Raw genomic sequence first — 18,347 nt, forward strand, 5'->3', positions numbered from 1 at the left:
GGACGAAGCGGCGGGTGAAGGCCCGGGATCCGTCGGGGGCGTCGGTCGCGGCGGGGTCCGCGGAGCCTGGTGCGGGGCCCGTGGCCGGGGCGCCGCGGGTGAACTCGCGGGTGGTGGAGGTCTGCGGGTCGCGGCCGGACTCCCGGGTGTCCGAGGTGTCCGCGCCGCGGGTGAACTCGCGGGTGGCGAAGGGGTCGGGCCGGGCCTCGCGGGAGAACACGGCGGTGGCGTCGGCGTCGCCCGGCCGGTCCGGGCCGTCCGCGGCGGTCGGTTCGCCCGGAGGTCCGGGCAGGTCACCGCGGGACATGACCCGGGTGACATCGTCATCGGGCGCGGCGGAGGACGCGTGGGCGGGGTCCTCCCACGTCTCGTCGCCACGTCCGTCGTTCGCCGTTCGCACCGGCGCACCTCCGCACTCGCTCTTCTGCCCGGGGTCGATCACCCTTCTTGGGACGGCTCTCGGGTACCACCGGTTCTCGGTGGAGGGGTTCCGGACCGCCGGAACATAGGAGCGAAGAGGGGGCAAGGGGATCACACCGGCGATCAAGAATATATCACGAAAGGGTCACGGAAGTTTTTCGTGGCCGTATCCGCCCCGGGGACATGAGTTTAGGGGTACGGAGCTCAGGAATGTGCTGCGGGTGCCGCCGCCCGCCCCCGCGGGCGGCGGCACCGCGGGAGGTCAGCCCGCCTGGTGTCCGGCCGCGCGCCCGGCCTCCAGGCGCGCGACCGGGACGCGGAACGGCGAGCAGGACACGTAGTCCAGGCCGACACTGTGGAAGAAGTGCACCGACGCCGGGTCACCGCCGTGCTCGCCGCACACGCCCAGCTTGATGCCGGGGCGGGCGGCCCGCCCCTCCTCGGCGGCGATGCGGATCAGGCGGCCCACCCCGTCCACGTCCAGGGACTCGAAGGGCGATACGCCGAACACGCCCTTCTCCAGGTAGGCGGAGAAGAACGACGCCTCCACGTCGTCGCGCGAGAAACCCCACACCGTCTGGGTGAGGTCGTTGGTACCGAAGGAGAAGAACGCGGCGTGCTCGGCGATCTGCCCGGCGGTCAGGGCGGCGCGGGGCAGCTCGATCATGGTGCCGACCGGGAAGTCCAGCTCCAGGCCGTTCTCCTCGCCGACCTCGCGCAGCACCCGCAGCGCGTCGTCGCGGATGATCTCCAGTTCCTGGACCGTGCCCACCAGCGGGATCATGATCTCCGGCCGGGGGCGCCCGCCCGCGCGGACGCGGTCGACGGCGGCCTGGGCGATGGCCCGTACCTGCATGGTGAACAGGCCGGGGACGACCAGGCCCAGGCGCACACCGCGCAGGCCCAGCATCGGGTTCTGCTCGTGCAGCCGGTGCACGGCCTGGAGCACCCGCAGGTCGTTCTCGTGGCTCTCGCCGCGGGCCTCGGCCACGGCCACGCGGACCGACAGCTCGGTGATGTCGGGCAGGAACTCGTGCAGCGGCGGGTCGAGCAGGCGCACGGTGACGGGCAGGCCGTCCATGGCCTCCAGGATGCCGTTGAAGTCGGCGCGCTGGAGCGGCAGCAGGGCCGTGAGGGCCTCGGTCTGCTCGGCTTCGGTGTCGGCCAGGATGAGGCGCTCCACCAGTTGGCGGCGGTCGCCCAGGAACATGTGCTCGGTGCGGCACAGGCCGATGCCCTGGGCGCCCATGCGGCGGGCCCGGGCGGCGTCCTCGGGGGTGTCGGCGTTGGCGCGCACCCGCATGCGGCGGGCGGCGTCCACGTAGTGCATGAGGCGGTCCACGGCGCGCACCAGGTCGTCGGCCTGGTCGGAGGCGGGGTCGATCTCGCCCTCGAAGTAGCGGACCACCGGGGAGTCCACGACGGGCACCTCGCCCAGGAACACCTTGCCGCTGGTGCCGTCGATGGAGATGACGTCGCCCTCCTCGATCACCTCGCCGCCCGGCGCGGTCAGCCGCCGGTTCTTGGTGTCGATGTCGAGTTCCTCGGCACCGCAGACGCAGGTCTTGCCCATGCCGCGGGCGACCACGGCGGCGTGCGAGGTCTTGCCGCCGCGGCTGGTGAGGATGCCCTCGGCGGCGATCATGCCCTCAAGGTCGTCGGGGTTGGTCTCGCGGCGGCACAGGATGACCTTCTCCCCGCTGCGGGACCACTTGACCGCGGTGTAGGAGTCGAACACGGCCTTGCCGACGGCGGCGCCCGGGGAGGCGTTCATGCCGCGGCCCAGCAGGTGGACGCCGCCCGCGGCGACGGCGGCCTCGTCGAAGCGGGGGAACATCAGCTGGGCGAGCTGGTCGCCGGTGACCCGCTGGACGGCCTCGTCCAGAGTGATCATGCCCTGGTCGACGAGCTGGTCGGCGATGCGGAACGCGGCGGCGGCGGTGCGCTTGCCCACACGGGTCTGGAGCATCCACAGCTTCCCGCGCTCGATCGTGAACTCGATGTCGCACAGGTCGCGGTAGTGGTTCTCCAGGGTCTCCATGATCCCCATGAGCTGCTCGTAGCTGCGGGGGTCGATGCCCTCCAGGTCGGTGAGGGGCACGGTGTTGCGGATGCCGGCGACGACGTCCTCGCCCTGGGCGTTCTGGAGGTAGTCGCCGTAGACGCCCTGCTGGCCGGAGGCGGGGTCGCGGGTGAAGGCCACGCCGGTACCGGAGTCCATGCCGAGGTTGCCGAAGACCATGGAGCAGATGTTGACCGCGGTGCCCAGGTCCGCGGGGATGCGCTCCTGGCGGCGGTAGAGGACGGCGCGGGGTGCGTTCCAGGAGTCGAAGACCGCCCGGACGGCGAGGATCATCTGCTCGCGGGGGTCGGTGGGGAAGGGGCTGCCGGTCTGCTCGTGGACGATGGCCTTGAAGCGGTCCACGAGGGCGCGGAAGTCGGCGGCGTCCAGGTCGAGGTCGTCGGTGACGCCCTTGGCGGCCTTGGCCTCGTCGATGGCGTCCTCGAACAGTTCGCCGTCGATGTCCTGGACGGTCCTGCCGAACATCTGGATGAGGCGGCGGTAGGAGTCCCAGGCGAAGCGCTCGTTCCCGCCCTGGCGGGCCAGGCCGACGACGGACTCGTCGTTGAGGCCGATGTTGAGGACGGTCTCCATCATGCCGGGCATGGAGAATCTGGCGCCCGAGCGCACACTGACCAGGAGCGGGTCGTCGGCCTGGCCCAGGCGTCGGCCCATGGCCTTCTCCAGCTCCTTGAGGTTCTCCTCGATCTCGGCCTCCAGGCCCGCCGGGAAACCGCCGTTGGAGAGGTAGTGGCGGCAGGCCTCGGTGGTGATGGTGAAGCCCGGGGGGACGGGGAGGCCGAGGTTGGTCATCTCGGCGAGGTTGGCGCCCTTGCCGCCGAGGAGGTCCTTGAGGTCCTTGTTGCCCTCGGTGAACTTGTAGACGTACTTGGCCACGGGGGTTCTCCCTCGTTCGCTCGGCGACACCCCTGCGGGGTCGACCCTGGTGCCCGGATGGGCGCGACTCTATCCACTCTCTGCACGACCACCCCTTCATGAACCACCTTTTTATGACATTTTCCCAGCTCATAGGCTTTAAAAAGGTCTAGACCAATGGTTCAGGAAGGGTACACGTACCCCTTGACCTCGAAAAACACACGGGAGAGGGCAAGGGTTCAGGACGCCGCTGGTCACGGCGCCCGGAACGCACCATAGCGGGTTCTGATCGATCAGAACACCGCGGATTCCCCCGGATCGACCACTCCGGGGCCACAACCCCTGCCGGAGCGGCACTGTGCCACTCGACACACTCTTACCTTCAAGTAACCTACGGTTCCGTAAGTTAGGCTTCGGGGAGGGCCCGACACCGTGCCGGGCCCAGGGATCACCGGGAGTGGAACGTGTCCAGGGACAAGGCGCGGGGAACCGGATACGCGCGGCCGAAGCAGGGGGCGGAAGGCGGTCTCCCAGAGCGGGCCGCCGCCGCGGCGGAGGGGTTCGTACAGGCGGTCAAGCCCCGCCTGCGCGGCTGGCTGCACCTGGGCACCGCCCCGCTGGCGCTGGCCGCGGGCATCGTCCTGGTGGCCCTCTCCCCCACCACGCCCGCCATGGCGGCCAGCGCCGTCTACGCGCTCAGCTCGGTGCTGCTCTTCAGCACCTCGGCGATCTACCACGTGGGTCGCTGGTCACCGCGGGCGCAGCAGGTCCTGCGCCGCATGGACCACTCGAACATCTACCTCATCATCGCGGGCACCTACACGCCGTTCATCGTGCTGGTGCTGGAGGGGACCCTGCGCACGGCAATGCTCGCCCTGGTCTGGGGCGGGGCGATCGCCGGGGTCGGGTTCAAGCTGCTGTGGCTGAACTCCCCGCGCTGGCTGTCCACCGCGCTGTACCTGGCCATCGGCTGGGTGGCGGTGCTGTTCATCCCCGAGCTGATCGAGGGGACCCACCCGGCGGCGTGGATCCTCATCCTGGTCGGCGGGGTGCTCTACAGCGTCGGCGCGGTGGTCTACGGCATGAAGCGGCCCGACCCGGCGCCCAAGTGGTTCGGCTTCCACGAGATCTTCCACTCGCTGACCATCGCCGCGTTCGTCTGCCACTACATCGCGGTCTCGTTCGTGGTCTACACCGCGGGCTGAGCGGCGGCCGGGCCCCGAGGGCCCGGCCGCCGCCCCGCGTCAGACGAAGCCGAACACCGGCGGGAACACCAGCACGACCACCGCGGCCCACGCCGCGTAGACCGGCAGGTAGGCCGTCTGCCACCGCTCGACCTGCGCGAACGGGCGCCGACCGCGCACGAAGCCCGCGAGCAGCCATGCCGACCGCACCAGGTGCACCAGCAGCACCAGGTTGAGGCCCAGGGCCGCGGTCTTGTTGGCGGTGAACCCGAACTCGGCGATCCGGGTCAGCATCGCCGTCAGCGCCACGGCGTCCACGGCGAGCGCCGCCCCGACCAGCGCCAGCTGGAGCCAGTCGAAGACCCCGGGCCGCGCCAGCGGGTCGCGGGCGGAGATCGAGTACAGCAGCAGGAACAGGACCAGCACCAGGACCGCGTCCATCAGGATGAGCAGCTCGCGGTCCACCGTGGTCAGCGGCCCGTTCACCAGCAGCACCACCAGGTCGGCGACCAGCATCAGGAACGCCAGCGGGGTGAAGACCCGGGTCAGGACCGGCGCGATGTTCTCCACCACGCCCTTCTTGGCCTCCACCAGCCAGGCGGCCACCAGCAGCGCGCCGGGCCCCCCGAACGGCAGCAGCCAGTCCTCCATGAACGGTTCGAGGTCCACACCGGCCAGGGCCAGCACTCCGGCGGTCAGCCCGAGCAGGACCATGGACCCCAGCATGATGAGCGCCAGGTACATCGCCAGCTCGCCGGTGAACCGCACGAAGTCCATGCGCCGGTCGTGGGAGCGCCGGTCCCCCCCGGTGTACAGGACGCCGGCGAGCAGCCACAGCAGGACCGGGGCGTGTGTGAACGCGAGCACGCCGGTCATCCCGGGTTCCGGGAACGGTTCGGTGGTCCCCTGGAACGGATAGAGGTTCACCGCCAGGAACGGGAGCACCGCGAGGGCGGCGACTACGGCGCACACGCGCCAGGAGGTGCGGCACCTCCAGGCGAACCACCCCGCCAGGAACGGGAGCACCACGAACGCCAGGTTGCGGACCTGGGCGATCTCCCCGTCGACCGCCGTGAACAGGAGCTTGACCGCCAGGCCCGCGCCGAGCGCGAACGCGAGCAGCACGCCGAGCTCGCGCCAGCGAGCCAGGCCGCCCGCGCCGCCGTCGTCGTCCTCGGGGACCAGGACGAGCTGTTTCCAGAGGCGCTCGGAGTGCTCCCGCGCGAACTCCCGCGACACCGCGTCCAGGTCGCCCATGCGCTTGACCGCGACCAGGAACGCCTCCTCGGCGTCCAGCCCGCTCGCCTCCAGATCGGCGATCTGTTCGCGCAGGTGGTCCTCCATCTCCTCGACGTCCGGGGCGGAGATGGCCGTGCGGCGGCGGACGAAACCGCGCCACTGGTCGATCTGCTCCTCCACACCGCCCGTCATGCGATCCCTCCCGCCGGAGCGGCGCCGCCCGGGAGCGGGGGGTGCGCGGCGGCCTCCCACACCTGCTTGAGCGTGTCGGCGACGACGCTCCACTGGGCGCGTCTCTCGGCCAGCGCCTCCAGCCCGGCCGGGGTGATGGCGTAGTGCTTGCGGCGGCGGCCCGCCTCGGACGTGCCCCAGGACGCCCGGACGTGGCCGTTGCGCTCCAGGCGGTGCAGCAGGGGGTAGAGCATCCCGTCGGTCCACTGCATACGTCCGCCGGAGAGCTCGTTGACACGTTTGACGATCGCGTAGCCGTAGGACTCGCCCTCGGCCAGGATGCCCAGGACGAGCGGCGTGGCCGAGGCCGCGACGAGGTCCTTGTCGATGTGCATGCGCCTTCCTCATACCTAGGTCTGCTAGGGGTGATAACCCTAGCAGTTCTAGGCATAGAAGTCCTAGGCATCCACCGCGCACGGATCCCGTCGTCACGATTCGCTTACGCGGTAGGGCAAACCACGACAAACAACCGCTTACCTCCCCGACCCGACCGCTAGGTTGAACACAGGGTTCCGTCGGCCGTGTGCGGCCGGAGGGATCGCAGAGGCGGCCGGAGACCATCCCCCCGGGTCCGGCCGTCTCGCCATGTCCGGGGGGTGCCGGTGGGGCCGCTCCGGGCCCGGCCCGCGCAGGGGGCTGCAAGGCACGGTCCGGGCCCTCGTCCACCGCCTCGGACCGCCGGATCCGTCAAGGCGCGGCCGACGCCCCGTCCAGGAGGATCCGCCGCCGTCCGGCGTAGACGTTCATGGCCCGGGGGTGCCGGTGGGGCCGCTCCGGGCCCGGCCCGCGCAGGGGGCTGCAAGGCACGGTCCGGGCCCTCGCCCACCGCCTCGGACCGCCGGGTCCGTCAAGGCGCGGCCGACGCCCCGTCCAGGAGGATCCGCCGCCGTCCGGCGTAGACGTTCATGGAGGAGCCCCGCAGGAATCCGATGAGGGTCATCCCCGCCTCGGCGGCCAGGTCCACCGCCAGGGAGGACGGGGCGGAGACGGCCGCGAGCACCGGGATACCGGCCATCCAGGCCTTCTGCACCAGCTCGAAGGAGGCGCGGCCCGAGACCATGAGGACGTGCCCGCGCAGCGGGAGCAGGTTCTCGCGCACGGCCCAGCCGACGACCTTGTCGACGGCGTTGTGCCGCCCCACGTCCTCGCGCAGCACGACGAGTTCGCCCGCGGCCGTGAACAGGCCGGCCGCGTGCAGCCCACCGGTGCGGTCGAAGACCCGCTGGGCCCGGCGCAGGGTCTCGGGCAGCTCCGCCAGGACGGGGACCGCGACCCGCGCCTCGTCCCCGGACACCTGCCAGGCGGCCTGGGTCCGTACCGCTTCCAGGCCGGCCTTGCCGCACAGGCCGCAGGAGGACGTGGTGTAGAAGTTGCGTTCCAGCGAGGTGTCGGGCGCGGGGACGTGCGGCGCCAGGGTGACGTCCAGGACGTTGTAGGTGTTGGACCCGTCCTCGGTGGCCCCGGCGCAGTAGCGGATCGCCAGGAGGTCGTCCGCCCCCCGCACCACCCCCTCGCCCACCAGGAACCCGGCGGCCAGGTCGAAGTCGTTCCCGGGCGTGCGCATCGTCACGGTGAGCGGGTCGCCGTCGATGCGGACCTCCAGGGGTTCTTCGGACACGAGCGTGTCGACCCGCTCGCTCGGTACGCCGTCCCTGATCCGCAGCACCCGTTCCCGGGTGGTCACACGTCCCATGGCGCTCTCGGCTCCTCTCCCCGGCTCGGCCGCCCCCTCGGCACAGAGGCCGCCGCGGGCCATCGTACGGGGAGGCGCCCCTCACGACGTCGTCGTCCACGTGCGGCGTCACGGTACGGCCGACCCCGCGGCAGGTGCACACCGCGGCCGTGCGCGGCCCCGCCCGCCGGGGCGGGGCCGCGGGCCCGGATCAGCAGCCGGGCAGGCGCTCGAACAGGTAGGTCTCCACCCGGTCCAGCGACACCCGCTCCTGGGACATGGTGTCGCGCTCGCGCACCGTGACCGCGTCGTCCTCCAGGGTGTCGAAGTCGACCGTGACGCAGAACGGGGTGCCGATCTCGTCCTGGCGGCGGTAGCGACGGCCGATCGCGCCGGCGTCGTCGAACTCCACGTTCCAGCGGCGGCGCAGCCGCGCGGCCAGGTCGCGGGCCTTGGGCGACAGGTCGGTGTTGCGCGACAGCGGCAGCACCGCGGCCTTGACCGGAGCCAGGCGCGGGTCCAGGCGCATGACCGCGCGCTTCTCCAGCTTGCCCTTGGCGTTGGGCGCCTCGTCGACGTTGTAGGCGTCGAGCATGAACGTCAGCACCGCGCGGTCGACACCGGCCGCGGGCTCGATGACGAACGGGGTGTAGCGCTCGTTGTTCTCCTGGTCGAAGTACGACAGGTCCACACCGGAGGCCTCGGAGTGCGTCTTGAGGTCGTAGTCGGTGCGGTTGGCGATGCCCTCCAGCTCACCCCACTCGCTGCCGATGAAGTTGAACCGGTACTCGATGTCCACGGTCCGCTTGGAGTAGTGGGACAGCTTCTCCTGCGGGTGCTCGTACAGGCGCAGGTTGTCCTTGGCGATGCCCAGGTCGACGTACCACTGCATGCGGGTGTCGATCCAGTACTGGTGCCACTCCTCGTCCGAGCCCGGCTTGCAGAAGAACTCCATCTCCATCTGCTCGAACTCGCGGGTCCGGAAGATGAAGTTGCCGGGGGTGATCTCGTTGCGGAACGACTTGCCGATCTGGCCGATGCCGAAGGGGACCTTGCGGCGGGCGCTCTGCTCGACGTTCTTGTAGTTGATGAAGATGCCCTGGGCGGTCTCCGGGCGCAGGTAGGCCAGGCCCTTCTCGTCCTGGACCGGGCCCAGGTAGGTGCGCAGCAGGCCGTTGAACATGCGCGGCTCGGTGAAGGAGTTCTTGGCGCCGCAGTTGGGGCAGGCGATCGCGGCCAGGCCGTCCTCGGGCTCGTGGCCGTGCTTCTCCTCGTACGCCTCGACGAGGTGGTCGGCGCGGAAGCGCTTGTGGCAGGACTGGCACTCGGTGAGCGGGTCGACGAACTCGCGCACGTGGCCGGAGGCCTCCCAGACCTCGCGGGCGAGGATGACGCTGGAATCCAGGCCGACGATGTCGTCGCGCTCCTGGACCATCGTGCGCCACCACTGGCGCTTGACGTTGTTCTTCAGCTCCACACCCAGCGGGCCGTAGTCCCAGGCGGCGCGCAGGCCACCGTAGATCTCGCTGGAGGGGTACACCAGACCCCGTCGCTTGGCGAGGTTGACCAGTGCGTCCATTGCCTCTGACTTTGCGGCCATGGGGTGACTCTCCATCCGGCTGGCGGTCGGTGGATCGCAGTGCGCGATACATCGTTGCTGTACTGGGAAAAGGGTCGCCCACCGGTACCGGGAGTGGCCACGGTGGGTGCCCGTCCATCCAGGCTAGAGCACCGACAGCGCCCGTGCGCACGCGATTCCCGGTCAGGAAACGGGAGGAGCCGGGCTTTCCGCATCGATGGTGTCCCGCCGGGTGGTGTGACTCTTCCGGCCCCGTTCCCACGGATACGCCTCAGCGGCGCCGGCCGGACCGGTGCGCCGCCGCCGGCGGCGACGCTTCCACCCGGGTCACCGCGCCGACGGGGCGCGATGGCCGTCCGGCACCGGCCGACCATCGCGATGACCTGCAAGGACGCACCCGCGTGAAAGCCACACCACGTCAGGGGACAGGGTCTTCCGCATCGATGATCTCGAACGCGGTCGGCTCGTCCAGCGCCCGCGAGAGCAGCGGGACCGCGTGGATCTTGACGTCGAAGTCCGAGAGCGCGCGCCGGTAGAAACCCGCCCCGTCCCACTCGGTGACCACGGTCCACAGCGCGGGGTCGTCGGCGGCCCGGCCCAGCCGGTACCCCCGGTACCCGGGACGGCGGGAGAGCACTTCGACGGCCTTGGCGGCGTCGGCGCGGAAGGCCTCGACGTCGGCCTCGGGCACGGAGTAACGGGTGATGACGATCACGCCCCCATTCTGGCGCACAAAAACCCCGCCCGGTCATCATGGGGCCACCGCACCGGCCCTACGCCGGTTCCCTGCCCGGCACCGATGGGGATCCGTACCCGTCACACCCGGCTGTCCGCCCGGTGGGACCGCACCGAGCACGATCACGGCCTGGATGGAGGCCGACGACCGGCCCTGATCCCTGCCGGAGGGGCGGGAGTCAGCCCATGAGGGTGCGCACCGCGTCCTCGTACACCGCCTGCACGACGGGGACGGTGTCCACACGGATGCGTTCGTTGGCGGCGTGCAGGCCCTCGTGGACGGCGCCGAACCCCGCAGTGGCGGGGATGCCGAGCCCTGCGAGGTAGTTGCCGATGTTGGAGGGCCCGGCGATCTTCGCCTGCACGGGTATGCCGTGGGCGCGAGCGGCATCCAGGAGCGCTGTTCGCAGCGGGGCGTCCGAGGCCAGGGCGTAGGCGGGCCAGCGGGTGCGGGCCTCGATGAGGGTCGGTGCGGTGTCGGCCCAGTCGGCGTCGACCTTGGCGACCACGTCGGTCACCAGGTCGACGGCGTGCTCGTTTGTGAAGGTGGGGGTGGTGCGCACGTCCACGTTGAGGGTGCACAGGTCCGGTACAACGGAGAAGCCGTTTCCGGCGGTGATCGCGGTGACGGTGAGCCGTCCGGCGGCGAATCCGTCGGCGGCCTCGGGCAGCGGCTCGGCTTCCAGGGCCCGGACCAGGTCGGCGGCCTTGCTGATGGCCGAAGGGGTGGGGCGGCTTCCTCCGGAGTGCCCGGCGATGCCGTGGACGTGCAGGCGGACCCGGTACACCCCGCGTCCGCCGATGACGAGTTTGTCCATGCCGGGGTAGCCGATCATCACCCCGCCGACCTGGTCGGGTGCATCGGGGCCTTCGAAGAAGGCTTTCGCTCCGCCGAAGCCTCCGGTGTGCTCATCCAGGTCGAACAGCACCGCCAGGTCCCCGGCCAGGTTTTCGGCATCGCCGACCAGGTGTGCGGCGAGGTGGGAGAAGATGGCGACACCGCTTTTGGAGTCGGCGGCGCCTCTGCCCCACAGCCACCCGTCTTCGAGCACGGCGGCGAAGGGGTCGTACTTCCAAGCGGTGGTGTCGCCGACGGGGGCGGTGTCCAGACAGGCGTCCAGCACCCAGGTCGGACCCGGCCGCCCACCGCGAACGCGGGCGGTGACGCCGACGGGGGCGCCGGTCCCCTCCCGCAGGACCTGCGGCGACAAGTCGCGTTCGCCCAACCAGGTGGTGAGCAGGTCGATGGCGTCGTCATAGGGGTCGATGCCACCGCGGGTGGGGATGCGCACCAGGTCCCGTGTCAGATCCAGGACCGAGTCCAGGTCGGCGCGGGCCCGCTCCAGAACGGAGAGGCTGGAAGCGTTCATGCGGTCTCCTGGCGGGGTGGCGTGCTGGTCAGGGTCTGTAGCGCGGCGGTGGTCTCGATGCGGGTGGCGGCAGCGTAGCCCTGACGGGCGTGGTCCACCAACCGCTCGGCGGTCTGTGCGCCGAGCACCACCCCGGAATCGAAGCCGTACACCGAGGTGAGCGAGGGCAAGGGGACGACGGCCGCTTTCTCGGAGGTGACGAAGAACCTCTCGGGCAGGTCGGCGTCGATGAGACCGATGTGCAGGGTCTTCATACCCAGGGACCGGTCGTGGGGGTCGCGCAGCTCCAACAGCCGGTACAGGTGGGCGGTCAAGACGGGGGTGCGGGGCGGGCCGAACAGCAACCGGTAGTGCACCAGCGCGGGGCGGGCGGCCAGGGTCGTCTCGATGGCTTCCAGGTAGGTGAGGTCGCGGGAACGGGAACCGGTCACCGCCAGGAACTCATCAGCGCCTTGGACCACGTCCACCATCGCGCCCCGCAGTTCCCGGGGGTCGGTGAGCAGCCGGGGCGGTTCGTCGCCGGTGGTGCGTTGGTCCTGGTGGGCGAACAGCTCCGCGGCGGGCCGGTCGTAGTGGGCGGCCAGCAGTTCCCGGTAGCGGCGGGTGGTGGTGTGGCGTCCCAGCTCCCACCCGGAGAGCATGGACGGGGTGACACCGCTGGACCCGTCAGGGGAAGCGGCGTCCAGGTCGGCGCACACCTGTTCCAGGGTGGCGCCGCGGTCGAGCCGGGCCTGGCGCAGGGGGCTGGGGCGTGACGTAGAGGGCCTCAACACACCACAATCCTCGGGGAGGTCAGGGGGCCGGGGTGAGAGTGGTTTCGCGGACTACGGGGGTGGACAGGAGCTTGTCGCACACCGCCCGCCAGGCGGGGTGGTCGTCGACGAGGACGTACCCCTGGGGTGGGTGGAAGCCGTCGAGCATCTGCTCCAGTTCCGCAGCCGAGAACCCTGCGTACTGCCGTACCCGGCGGATCGGCATCGCATACCCCGTCGTACGGCCGTCTTTGGCCAGGTACGGTTCCACCGTCGCGCCGTTGCCCGGGCGCATCCGCTCGGCGATCTGGGCGATCTGTGCCGGGGTGCCCTCGATGGCCGGCTCCAGGTCGATCACCGCGCTCAGCCGACTCTCGGGGGCGGTCAGGTACACGAACCACTGCACCGGGACACCGGTGAGGAAACGGCGACGGAACTCGTGGTCCTTCTGGCCCGACCACATCAGTTCGTACCACTGGGCGTCCAGACACATCACCACCGGCACCGGGTCGGGTGCGGGCAGATCGAACAACGCTTCGTGCTCCACTCCAAGCTCCTCGCGATCGCAGGGACGCGTGGGGCCACAGTAACCATCGGATGCGGTATGCGCAGCCGGTTGCCCGACTCCTCCCGATCCCTGTCCACCCCGCTTCGACAACCGGTGAACAGCCAGTGGGCAAGACGGCCGACAACCGGTGATCTGGTCCGCGAGACACGGCAGGGCGACCCTGGGAGCACACCCACTCGTTGGAGGTCCCCATGCCACCGCGAACGATCGGATTCCCCCGCGAGACCGGCCCCGGTGAGCGCAGGACCCTGCTCACCCCCCACCTGGCCCGCACCCTGACCGATGCCGGATACCGGGTGCTGGCCGAACCCGGCCTCGGCGCCGGGATCGACCGGCCCGACCGGGACCTGGAGGCGGTGGGGGTGAAGTTCACCGACCAGGCCCAGGTGTGGGCCGCGCCCCTGGTACTGCGGTACAAGCCCGGCCCGCACCAGGACCTGCGCCGACTGGCCCCGGGGCAGAGCATCGGGGCGATCTTCCACGCCGAAGGCGACCCGCGCATGCTCACCGCCCTGACCGCGACCGGTGTGTCCGCGTACAGCTACGAGTTCTGGCACGAGCACGACCGGTTCCCCCTGGCGGCGGCCGGAGGACGCATCGCCGGGGCACTGGCGGTACACGAGGGCGCCCGCGCGCTACGCCACCCTCGGGGCCGCGGGATCCTGCTGGACCACACCCCCGGAGCCCCGCCCACGCGGGTGCTGGTGATCGGCAACGGCAACGTCGGCCACGCCGCCGCCGTGACCGCCACCGCCCTGGGCGCCCACGTCACGATCCTGACCCGCACCCCGGGCACCGCGGACGCTTACGCCGGCCGCACCCCGGCCGGTGCGGTGGTGGCCGCCAACACCCCCGACCGGCTGGCCGCCGAGCTGGCGAAGGCGGATCTGGTCATCGGTGCCCTGCTGATCTCCACCCACACCACCCCGGCCATGATCGACCTCCCCCACCTGGCCACGATGCGGCCCGGCGCGGTCATCGTGGACGCCACCTGCGGGTACGGGCCCGGCTACCTGCCCACCGCCGGGCCCGTCCAAGATCCCGGGGACGACCCGCTCATCGTCGAGGGAGTGCTGCACGTCAAACTCGATGCCCTGCCCCGCCTGGTCCCGCACACCGCCTCCCACGCCTACGCCCACGCCGCCGCCCCGTACCTGCTGCGCCTGGCTGGCCACGCCCTCGACGGCGCCCCGGACCAGGGGGCGCACAGCGCCCTGATCGCCCAAGGCGGGATGCTGGCCCACCCGGTGGTGCGTGAGCACGCCGACCTGTACCGCACCGGGCGGGCCGCATGAACGCCGCCCATCCGATCAGCGCGGACCGGGTGGTCGACGGGTACCGGCACCGTGTGGCCCTGGCGCGCGCCGAGGCCCGCCCCGTCCTTCCGGCCCTGCTCCCCGCAGCCCTGGCCGGGGAGGAGGAGGTGGTGGAGTTTCCCTGCGGGGTCGGCCATTTCCTCACCGCCTACGCCCAGGCGAAGGTGCGGGTGCGTTTGGTCGACGGGTCGGCGCCCATGCTCGCCGAAGCCATCCGCCGGGCTCGCGACGCCGGGGTCGCGGAGCTGGGGGTGGGCCACCACCTCCTGCACGCGTTGCCCGCTCTGCCCGCTGCGGGGTTGATGGTGGTGGCCAACGGCGCCTTCGACCAGCTCGCCGCCCCCACTGGACCGGCCGCGGTCCTGGCCCGGCTGCGGGAGGCGGTGCCCACCAACGCCCGGCTGCTGCTCCAGGCCGTGGACCCGGACGGTGGCGGTACCGCCTTCTACACACCCAGCCTCCCCGAGGGTGTGTGGAGCCACGACCACATCTTCACCACCCCTGGCGGGCGCACGGTGGCGCGCCACCGCCGCCAGCACCACACCCCGGACCGGTCCCGGGTGGACATCGAGTTCACCTACACCACCGGCCTTTCCAGTACACCCGTTCTGACGGCCCGGGTGTCCCTGATCCTGTCCAGCCCCGATCGGGTGCGCTCCGCCGCAGCAACCGCGGGATGGCGCCCGGTGACCCGAGCCCGTCACGCAGGTTTCGCCGAGCTCCTCCTCGAAGCCGGAGAGGTCCGGTGAGCGCCCTGCCGTCCACCGTGGCGGACGCCGATGCCTACCACCGCCGCTACTACTCCGACACCTTCCGCTTCGGCCAGGGCACCGAGCAGATCCTGGACCTGCTCACCCGCATCCCGCCTGTCGCCTCCTGGACCGACCTGGGATCCGGGTCCGAGAGCCTGCTGTGGGCCTGCGCCCTACGGGCGGTGCGGCTCACGGCAGTGGACGCCGACCCCGCCCGTCTGACCCGTCTGGCCGCGGACGCCCACGCCGGGAACCCACGCGACGTCCACCGCATCGCCCTGGCGCTGGCCGGTACCGCCCCCACCACCGAGGTGTTCGCCACCCGCACCCGATCCCTGCACACCACCCTGATCGCCGACCTGTTCACCCCCCGCTCCCCCACCCCGCCGGCCCTGGACCGTGCGCTGGGCGCGGATCTGGTCACCCAGTTCGGGCTCCTGGGCCTGACCACCACTCCGGCCCATTTCCTCCACGCCTTCGCCCGCCTGCACGCGCGCCTGCCCGTAGGCGGCTGGGCGGCCGGGGCGAACTGGGTCCCCGCCGACCCGGAAGGCCGGGTCACCCTCACCCAAGCCCTGTACCGGCACACCGCCCACCGGTCCGGCCTGGACCTGCTCCACCTGGCCGCCCTGTCCAGCGCCGACCCCGACTTCCCGCTCGTGTGGACCTACCTCGCCCGGAGGCACTCGTGAACCCCGACCCCACCGGCCTGTACTTCGCTCCCACCGGCATCGCCCACCTCACCGCCACCAACACCGACCTGATCCGCGCCGCCGCCCGCGACCGGAGCCGGTTGCGTGTGACCACCGCCGCCCAGCTCAACGGCCACCCCCACCTGGGCACCGTCACCACGATCATGGCCACCTTCGCCCTCACCGCCCGCTTCTCCCACGATCTCGATCTGCCCGCCACCCTGGTCTTCGACGCCCTGGAGAACGCCCCCGCCGAGTACCGCACCATCAACGGCCGCCACTACACCCGCAACGTCGAAGACCTCGTCGCCTCCGGACAGCTCGACGGCACCGAGCGCGCCTCCGGGTTCCGGCGCCTGCTCGCCTGGGCCTCGGCCCGCTCCGGGGTGCCCTGGCAGGAACGCCCCTACACCGCCTATCAGCAACTCGCGCCGGTCCGAGAGTGCCTGCACGCCATCGCCCGCCGCCGACCGGAGTTCGCACCCCTGCTGGCACCCGCCGACGGCCGTATCCGCATCCGCCCCCGCTGCCCGCGGTGCCGCCTCATGGACAAGGACGCCCACCACCTGACCATCACCGCCGCCGACGGTGCGGTGCTGCTGGACTCGGCCTGCCCCGACCACGGCCCCTACCGGGAGACCGTCCCCGTCCACAGCGGCGGCGGCTGGTACGACGCCAACACCCCCGTGCGGTCGGTGCAGAAGGTCGCCCTGCTGGCAGCCGAACGAGACCTCTACGACGCCTGCTCGGTCAGCATCGACGGCCCCGACTGGGGCGGCGCCTGGTTCGCACACGTCATCGCCCCCGCCTTGGCCCTGCTCGGGGTGCCTGTGCGGGAGTGGCCGGTCAGCGTGTTCACGCCGATGGTGCTGGACCGCACCGGCGGCAAGCTCTCCAAGTCCCTGTACGTCAAGTACGGCACCGAGTACGCAGATCTGCCCCCGGCGTTCCTGGACCTGGACACGCTCCTGGACACCTATGGCGAGAACGCCCTGGAAGCCCTGTGGGAAGAGGCAGGACGGTGGGCGACCGAGCCGCGCCGCCTGCACCGCTCCTACACCGTCGACTACCTGGCCTCGCTCATCCCCACCGCCCGGATCGGAGAAGCCGCATGATCTGCCTGGCCGTCGACCTGACCGGCTGCACCTCCCCCGGCCCCGACCCCGCGACGGTGGGAGAGGCGATGCACGCCACTGCCCGGCTCCTCGGCGTGCGGGTGCTCTTGGAGGCCCCCGTCCAGTACCCCGATCACGGGCTCACCTTCATGATGGCGCTGGCCGAGTCCCACCTGGTGGTGTCCACCTGGCCCGAACACCGTATGGTCCAGATCGACCTGGTCTCCTGCCGCGCCGACGCCCCGGCCGCCACCGCTCTGGAACCGCTCCTGGACCTGTTCTCCCCGGCACACGTCGCCATCCACCGTGTGGACCGGACGAATCCCCGCATCCTGCCACTGGCCGTGTGACGGCGACGATCACGCCCCCCTCTGGCGCATCGAAGCCCCGTCGGTGGAGAGGTCGCGGCCTCGACGCAGTTCTGCGACTGAGGGTTGCCATAGGACGACTTGAGGAAGGTGAGGGGACGGGAGCTCTCAACCTGCACCGTCATGCCTGCCTCGTTCCCCACCCTCGGCCGCCCACACGGCCTGTCCTCATGAGGCCACCGGCTCTTCGGGTCCTTCCCGCCCGTTCCCGCCGGAGTGCAGTGAGCCCGGGAACTGAGAAGGGACCCCCGCACAGCGGGGGTCCCTTTCGTGTGGGTGCTCGTTAGCGGCGGATGCCGGACAGCAGTGCCGCCCACTCTGTGGCCGGGAGCAACAGGTACCCGGCAGAGGGGTTCTGGGAGTCGCGGACGGCGGTAGCCCCCCGGAGGTCGGCGACCTCCACGCAGTTGCCGGTGGGCTGGCTGTAGCTCGACTTGCGGAACACGAGACCGTGGTCGGCAAGGGCGGAGACTGGGTTGCTCATCTTCTACTCGATCATCTGTCGTAGGTAGTCGGCGGTCTCCCCCGGGCGGAGGGCCGCCATGACCAGGTGCTTCATCAGGGTTCGGTAGCGGGCGACCTCGTCGGGCTCCTCCAGGTAAATGCCGTCCGTGTCCGTTTCCAGGTACACGATCGCGGGATCAACGGCTTCGGGGAACTCCAGGACGACGAAAGGCCCACCGGAGCCCGAGTTGATCCGGTTGGCCCGTGTCAGCTGCACGGTGACGTTGGGGCGCTCGCCCATCTCCAACAGGTGGGTGACCTGCTCTCGAAGAACGTCTTGGTGCTCTTCGAGTCGCAGCAGCGCTCCCTCGTCGAAGATCGCCCATAGCTCTGGGGAGTCCTCATCATCGAGGATGCGTTGTCGCGTCATCCGCGCATCGACCGACCTGCGTGCCTCTTCGGGACGCAGCAGCGCTGCTTCGGCAAGTACCTCCATGTAGCTCGGCACTTGGAGCAGACCGGGAATCACGAGCGGCTCCCAGGTCGAGATCGAGGACGCCTCCGTCTCGAAGCCGACGTACCTCGCCGCCAAGACGTCCCGGTAGCGGGTCCACCAGCCGCGTTCCAAGGACTGTCGGCACAGGTCGAGGATCTCGTCGTGCTCCTTGCCGGGAGGCACCTCGAACGCGGCCAGGATCGACCGGATCTCAGGCAGCTTGGGACGCTGCTTGAAGCCGTTCTCGATGTTGCTGTACGCGGTCTTGGACAGCTCGGCAGCACGGGCCGCTTCCTCGCTGGTCATGCGGGAGGCGAGGCGCAGGCGCTTGATCTCGGCAGACAGGCGACGGCGCCTGATCGTGGGCGAGTACCTGGTGGTGGCCATAGTGCTCCGATCGTAGACGGGCGACAGGTCGATGCGGACATTTTGGGTCGCCCATCACGGGATGACCAAAGCAGGATTCCCGAAACTGA

Annotated in this window: 17 protein-coding genes and 1 pseudogene; 6 read left to right on the top strand and 12 right to left on the bottom strand. The window is 70.9% G+C overall.

The genetic code is table 11. From position 1 onward, the window contains the following. Positions 1-400: pseudogene (locus QJS33_RS23160) on the bottom strand (hypothetical protein); the annotation flags it as partial. 282 nt (positions 401-682) lie between these two features. Further along, positions 683-3,379: a pyruvate, phosphate dikinase gene (gene ppdK / locus QJS33_RS23165; protein WP_306370162.1), complete on the bottom strand. Its 2,697-nt coding sequence runs from the start codon at positions 3,377-3,379 to the stop codon at positions 683-685. Between the two features lie 443 nt (positions 3,380-3,822). Between ppdK and QJS33_RS23170 the strand changes: the two genes are divergently transcribed. Then, the gene (locus QJS33_RS23170; protein ID WP_306370163.1) at positions 3,823-4,563 is read left to right on the top strand and encodes a hemolysin III family protein; all 741 of its coding nucleotides are present in this window, start codon (positions 3,823-3,825) and stop codon (positions 4,561-4,563) included. Between the two features lie 39 nt (positions 4,564-4,602). On the opposite strand, the gene QJS33_RS23175 is transcribed toward QJS33_RS23170, so the two are convergent. The 8 genes from QJS33_RS23175 to QJS33_RS23210 all read right to left on the bottom strand — a co-directional run bounded on the left by QJS33_RS23175 (position 4,603) and on the right by QJS33_RS23210 (position 12,667). Continuing rightward, positions 4,603-5,973, bottom strand: a complete 1,371-nt coding sequence (locus tag QJS33_RS23175; RefSeq protein ID WP_306370164.1) for a permease prefix domain 1-containing protein — start codon at positions 5,971-5,973, stop codon at positions 4,603-4,605. Continuing rightward, positions 5,970-6,347 (bottom strand): PadR family transcriptional regulator, encoded by a 378-nt coding sequence (locus QJS33_RS23180; RefSeq protein ID WP_306370165.1) that lies wholly within the window; start codon positions 6,345-6,347, stop codon positions 5,970-5,972. Before QJS33_RS23180 ends, QJS33_RS23175 begins: the two co-directional genes overlap by 4 nt. A gap of 512 nt (positions 6,348-6,859) precedes the next feature. Then, positions 6,860-7,705 (bottom strand): formate dehydrogenase accessory sulfurtransferase FdhD, encoded by an 846-nt coding sequence (fdhD, locus tag QJS33_RS23185; protein WP_306370166.1) that lies wholly within the window; start codon positions 7,703-7,705, stop codon positions 6,860-6,862. A 190-nt stretch (positions 7,706-7,895) separates the two neighbouring features. Then, positions 7,896-9,284 (bottom strand): glycine--tRNA ligase, encoded by a 1,389-nt coding sequence (locus QJS33_RS23190; RefSeq protein WP_306370167.1) that lies wholly within the window; start codon positions 9,282-9,284, stop codon positions 7,896-7,898. A gap of 397 nt (positions 9,285-9,681) precedes the next feature. After that, positions 9,682-9,978 (bottom strand): antibiotic biosynthesis monooxygenase family protein, encoded by a 297-nt coding sequence (locus QJS33_RS23195; RefSeq protein ID WP_306370168.1) that lies wholly within the window; start codon positions 9,976-9,978, stop codon positions 9,682-9,684. A gap of 199 nt (positions 9,979-10,177) precedes the next feature. Further along, positions 10,178-11,368 carry a M20 family metallopeptidase gene (locus QJS33_RS23200; protein WP_306370169.1) on the bottom strand — a complete coding sequence of 397 codons (1,191 nt, stop codon included), beginning with the start codon at positions 11,366-11,368 and terminating at the stop codon, positions 10,178-10,180. Next, positions 11,365-12,141 (bottom strand): helix-turn-helix domain-containing protein, encoded by a 777-nt coding sequence (locus QJS33_RS23205; RefSeq protein ID WP_306370170.1) that lies wholly within the window; start codon positions 12,139-12,141, stop codon positions 11,365-11,367. The genes QJS33_RS23200 and QJS33_RS23205 overlap by 4 nt, the downstream gene beginning before the upstream one ends. Positions 12,142-12,160: 19 nt before the next feature. Beyond that, positions 12,161-12,667 (bottom strand): hypothetical protein, encoded by a 507-nt coding sequence (locus tag QJS33_RS23210; RefSeq protein ID WP_306370171.1) that lies wholly within the window; start codon positions 12,665-12,667, stop codon positions 12,161-12,163. A 212-nt stretch (positions 12,668-12,879) separates the two neighbouring features. Between QJS33_RS23210 and QJS33_RS23215 the strand changes: the two genes are divergently transcribed. From QJS33_RS23215 to speD, 5 genes are read left to right on the top strand one after another with little or no spacing between them, the layout of a single operon-like run. Beyond that, positions 12,880-13,983 (top strand): NAD(P)-dependent oxidoreductase, encoded by a 1,104-nt coding sequence (locus tag QJS33_RS23215; RefSeq protein ID WP_306370172.1) that lies wholly within the window; start codon positions 12,880-12,882, stop codon positions 13,981-13,983. Then, positions 13,980-14,753: a class I SAM-dependent methyltransferase gene (locus QJS33_RS23220; RefSeq protein ID WP_306370173.1), complete on the top strand. Its 774-nt coding sequence runs from the start codon at positions 13,980-13,982 to the stop codon at positions 14,751-14,753. The genes QJS33_RS23215 and QJS33_RS23220 overlap by 4 nt, the downstream gene beginning before the upstream one ends. Further along, complete coding sequence (locus QJS33_RS23225) at positions 14,750-15,448, top strand: hypothetical protein (RefSeq protein WP_306370174.1); 699 nt, start codon at positions 14,750-14,752, stop codon at positions 15,446-15,448. The genes QJS33_RS23220 and QJS33_RS23225 overlap by 4 nt, the downstream gene beginning before the upstream one ends. Further along, positions 15,445-16,563 carry a hypothetical protein gene (locus tag QJS33_RS23230; protein WP_306370175.1) on the top strand — a complete coding sequence of 373 codons (1,119 nt, stop codon included), beginning with the start codon at positions 15,445-15,447 and terminating at the stop codon, positions 16,561-16,563. The genes QJS33_RS23225 and QJS33_RS23230 overlap by 4 nt, the downstream gene beginning before the upstream one ends. Beyond that, positions 16,560-16,913 (top strand): S-adenosylmethionine decarboxylase, encoded by a 354-nt coding sequence (gene speD / locus QJS33_RS23235; RefSeq protein ID WP_306370176.1) that lies wholly within the window; start codon positions 16,560-16,562, stop codon positions 16,911-16,913. The genes QJS33_RS23230 and speD overlap by 4 nt, the downstream gene beginning before the upstream one ends. A 301-nt stretch (positions 16,914-17,214) precedes the next feature. Here speD and QJS33_RS23240 read toward each other — a convergent pair whose 3' ends face one another. Both QJS33_RS23240 and QJS33_RS23245 read right to left on the bottom strand, forming a co-directional pair. After that, complete coding sequence (locus QJS33_RS23240; protein ID WP_306370177.1) at positions 17,215-17,415, bottom strand: DUF397 domain-containing protein; 201 nt, start codon at positions 17,413-17,415, stop codon at positions 17,215-17,217. Between the two features lie 3 nt (positions 17,416-17,418). Continuing rightward, entirely contained in the window at positions 17,419-18,258 is an 840-nt protein-coding gene (locus QJS33_RS23245; RefSeq protein ID WP_306370178.1) for a helix-turn-helix transcriptional regulator, read from the bottom strand. Positions 18,259-18,347: the final 89 nt, after the last annotated feature.

This window comes from Nocardiopsis sp. CC223A, from assembly GCF_030766825.1.
In the GTDB taxonomy this organism is placed as follows: domain Bacteria; phylum Actinomycetota; class Actinomycetes; order Streptosporangiales; family Streptosporangiaceae; genus Nocardiopsis.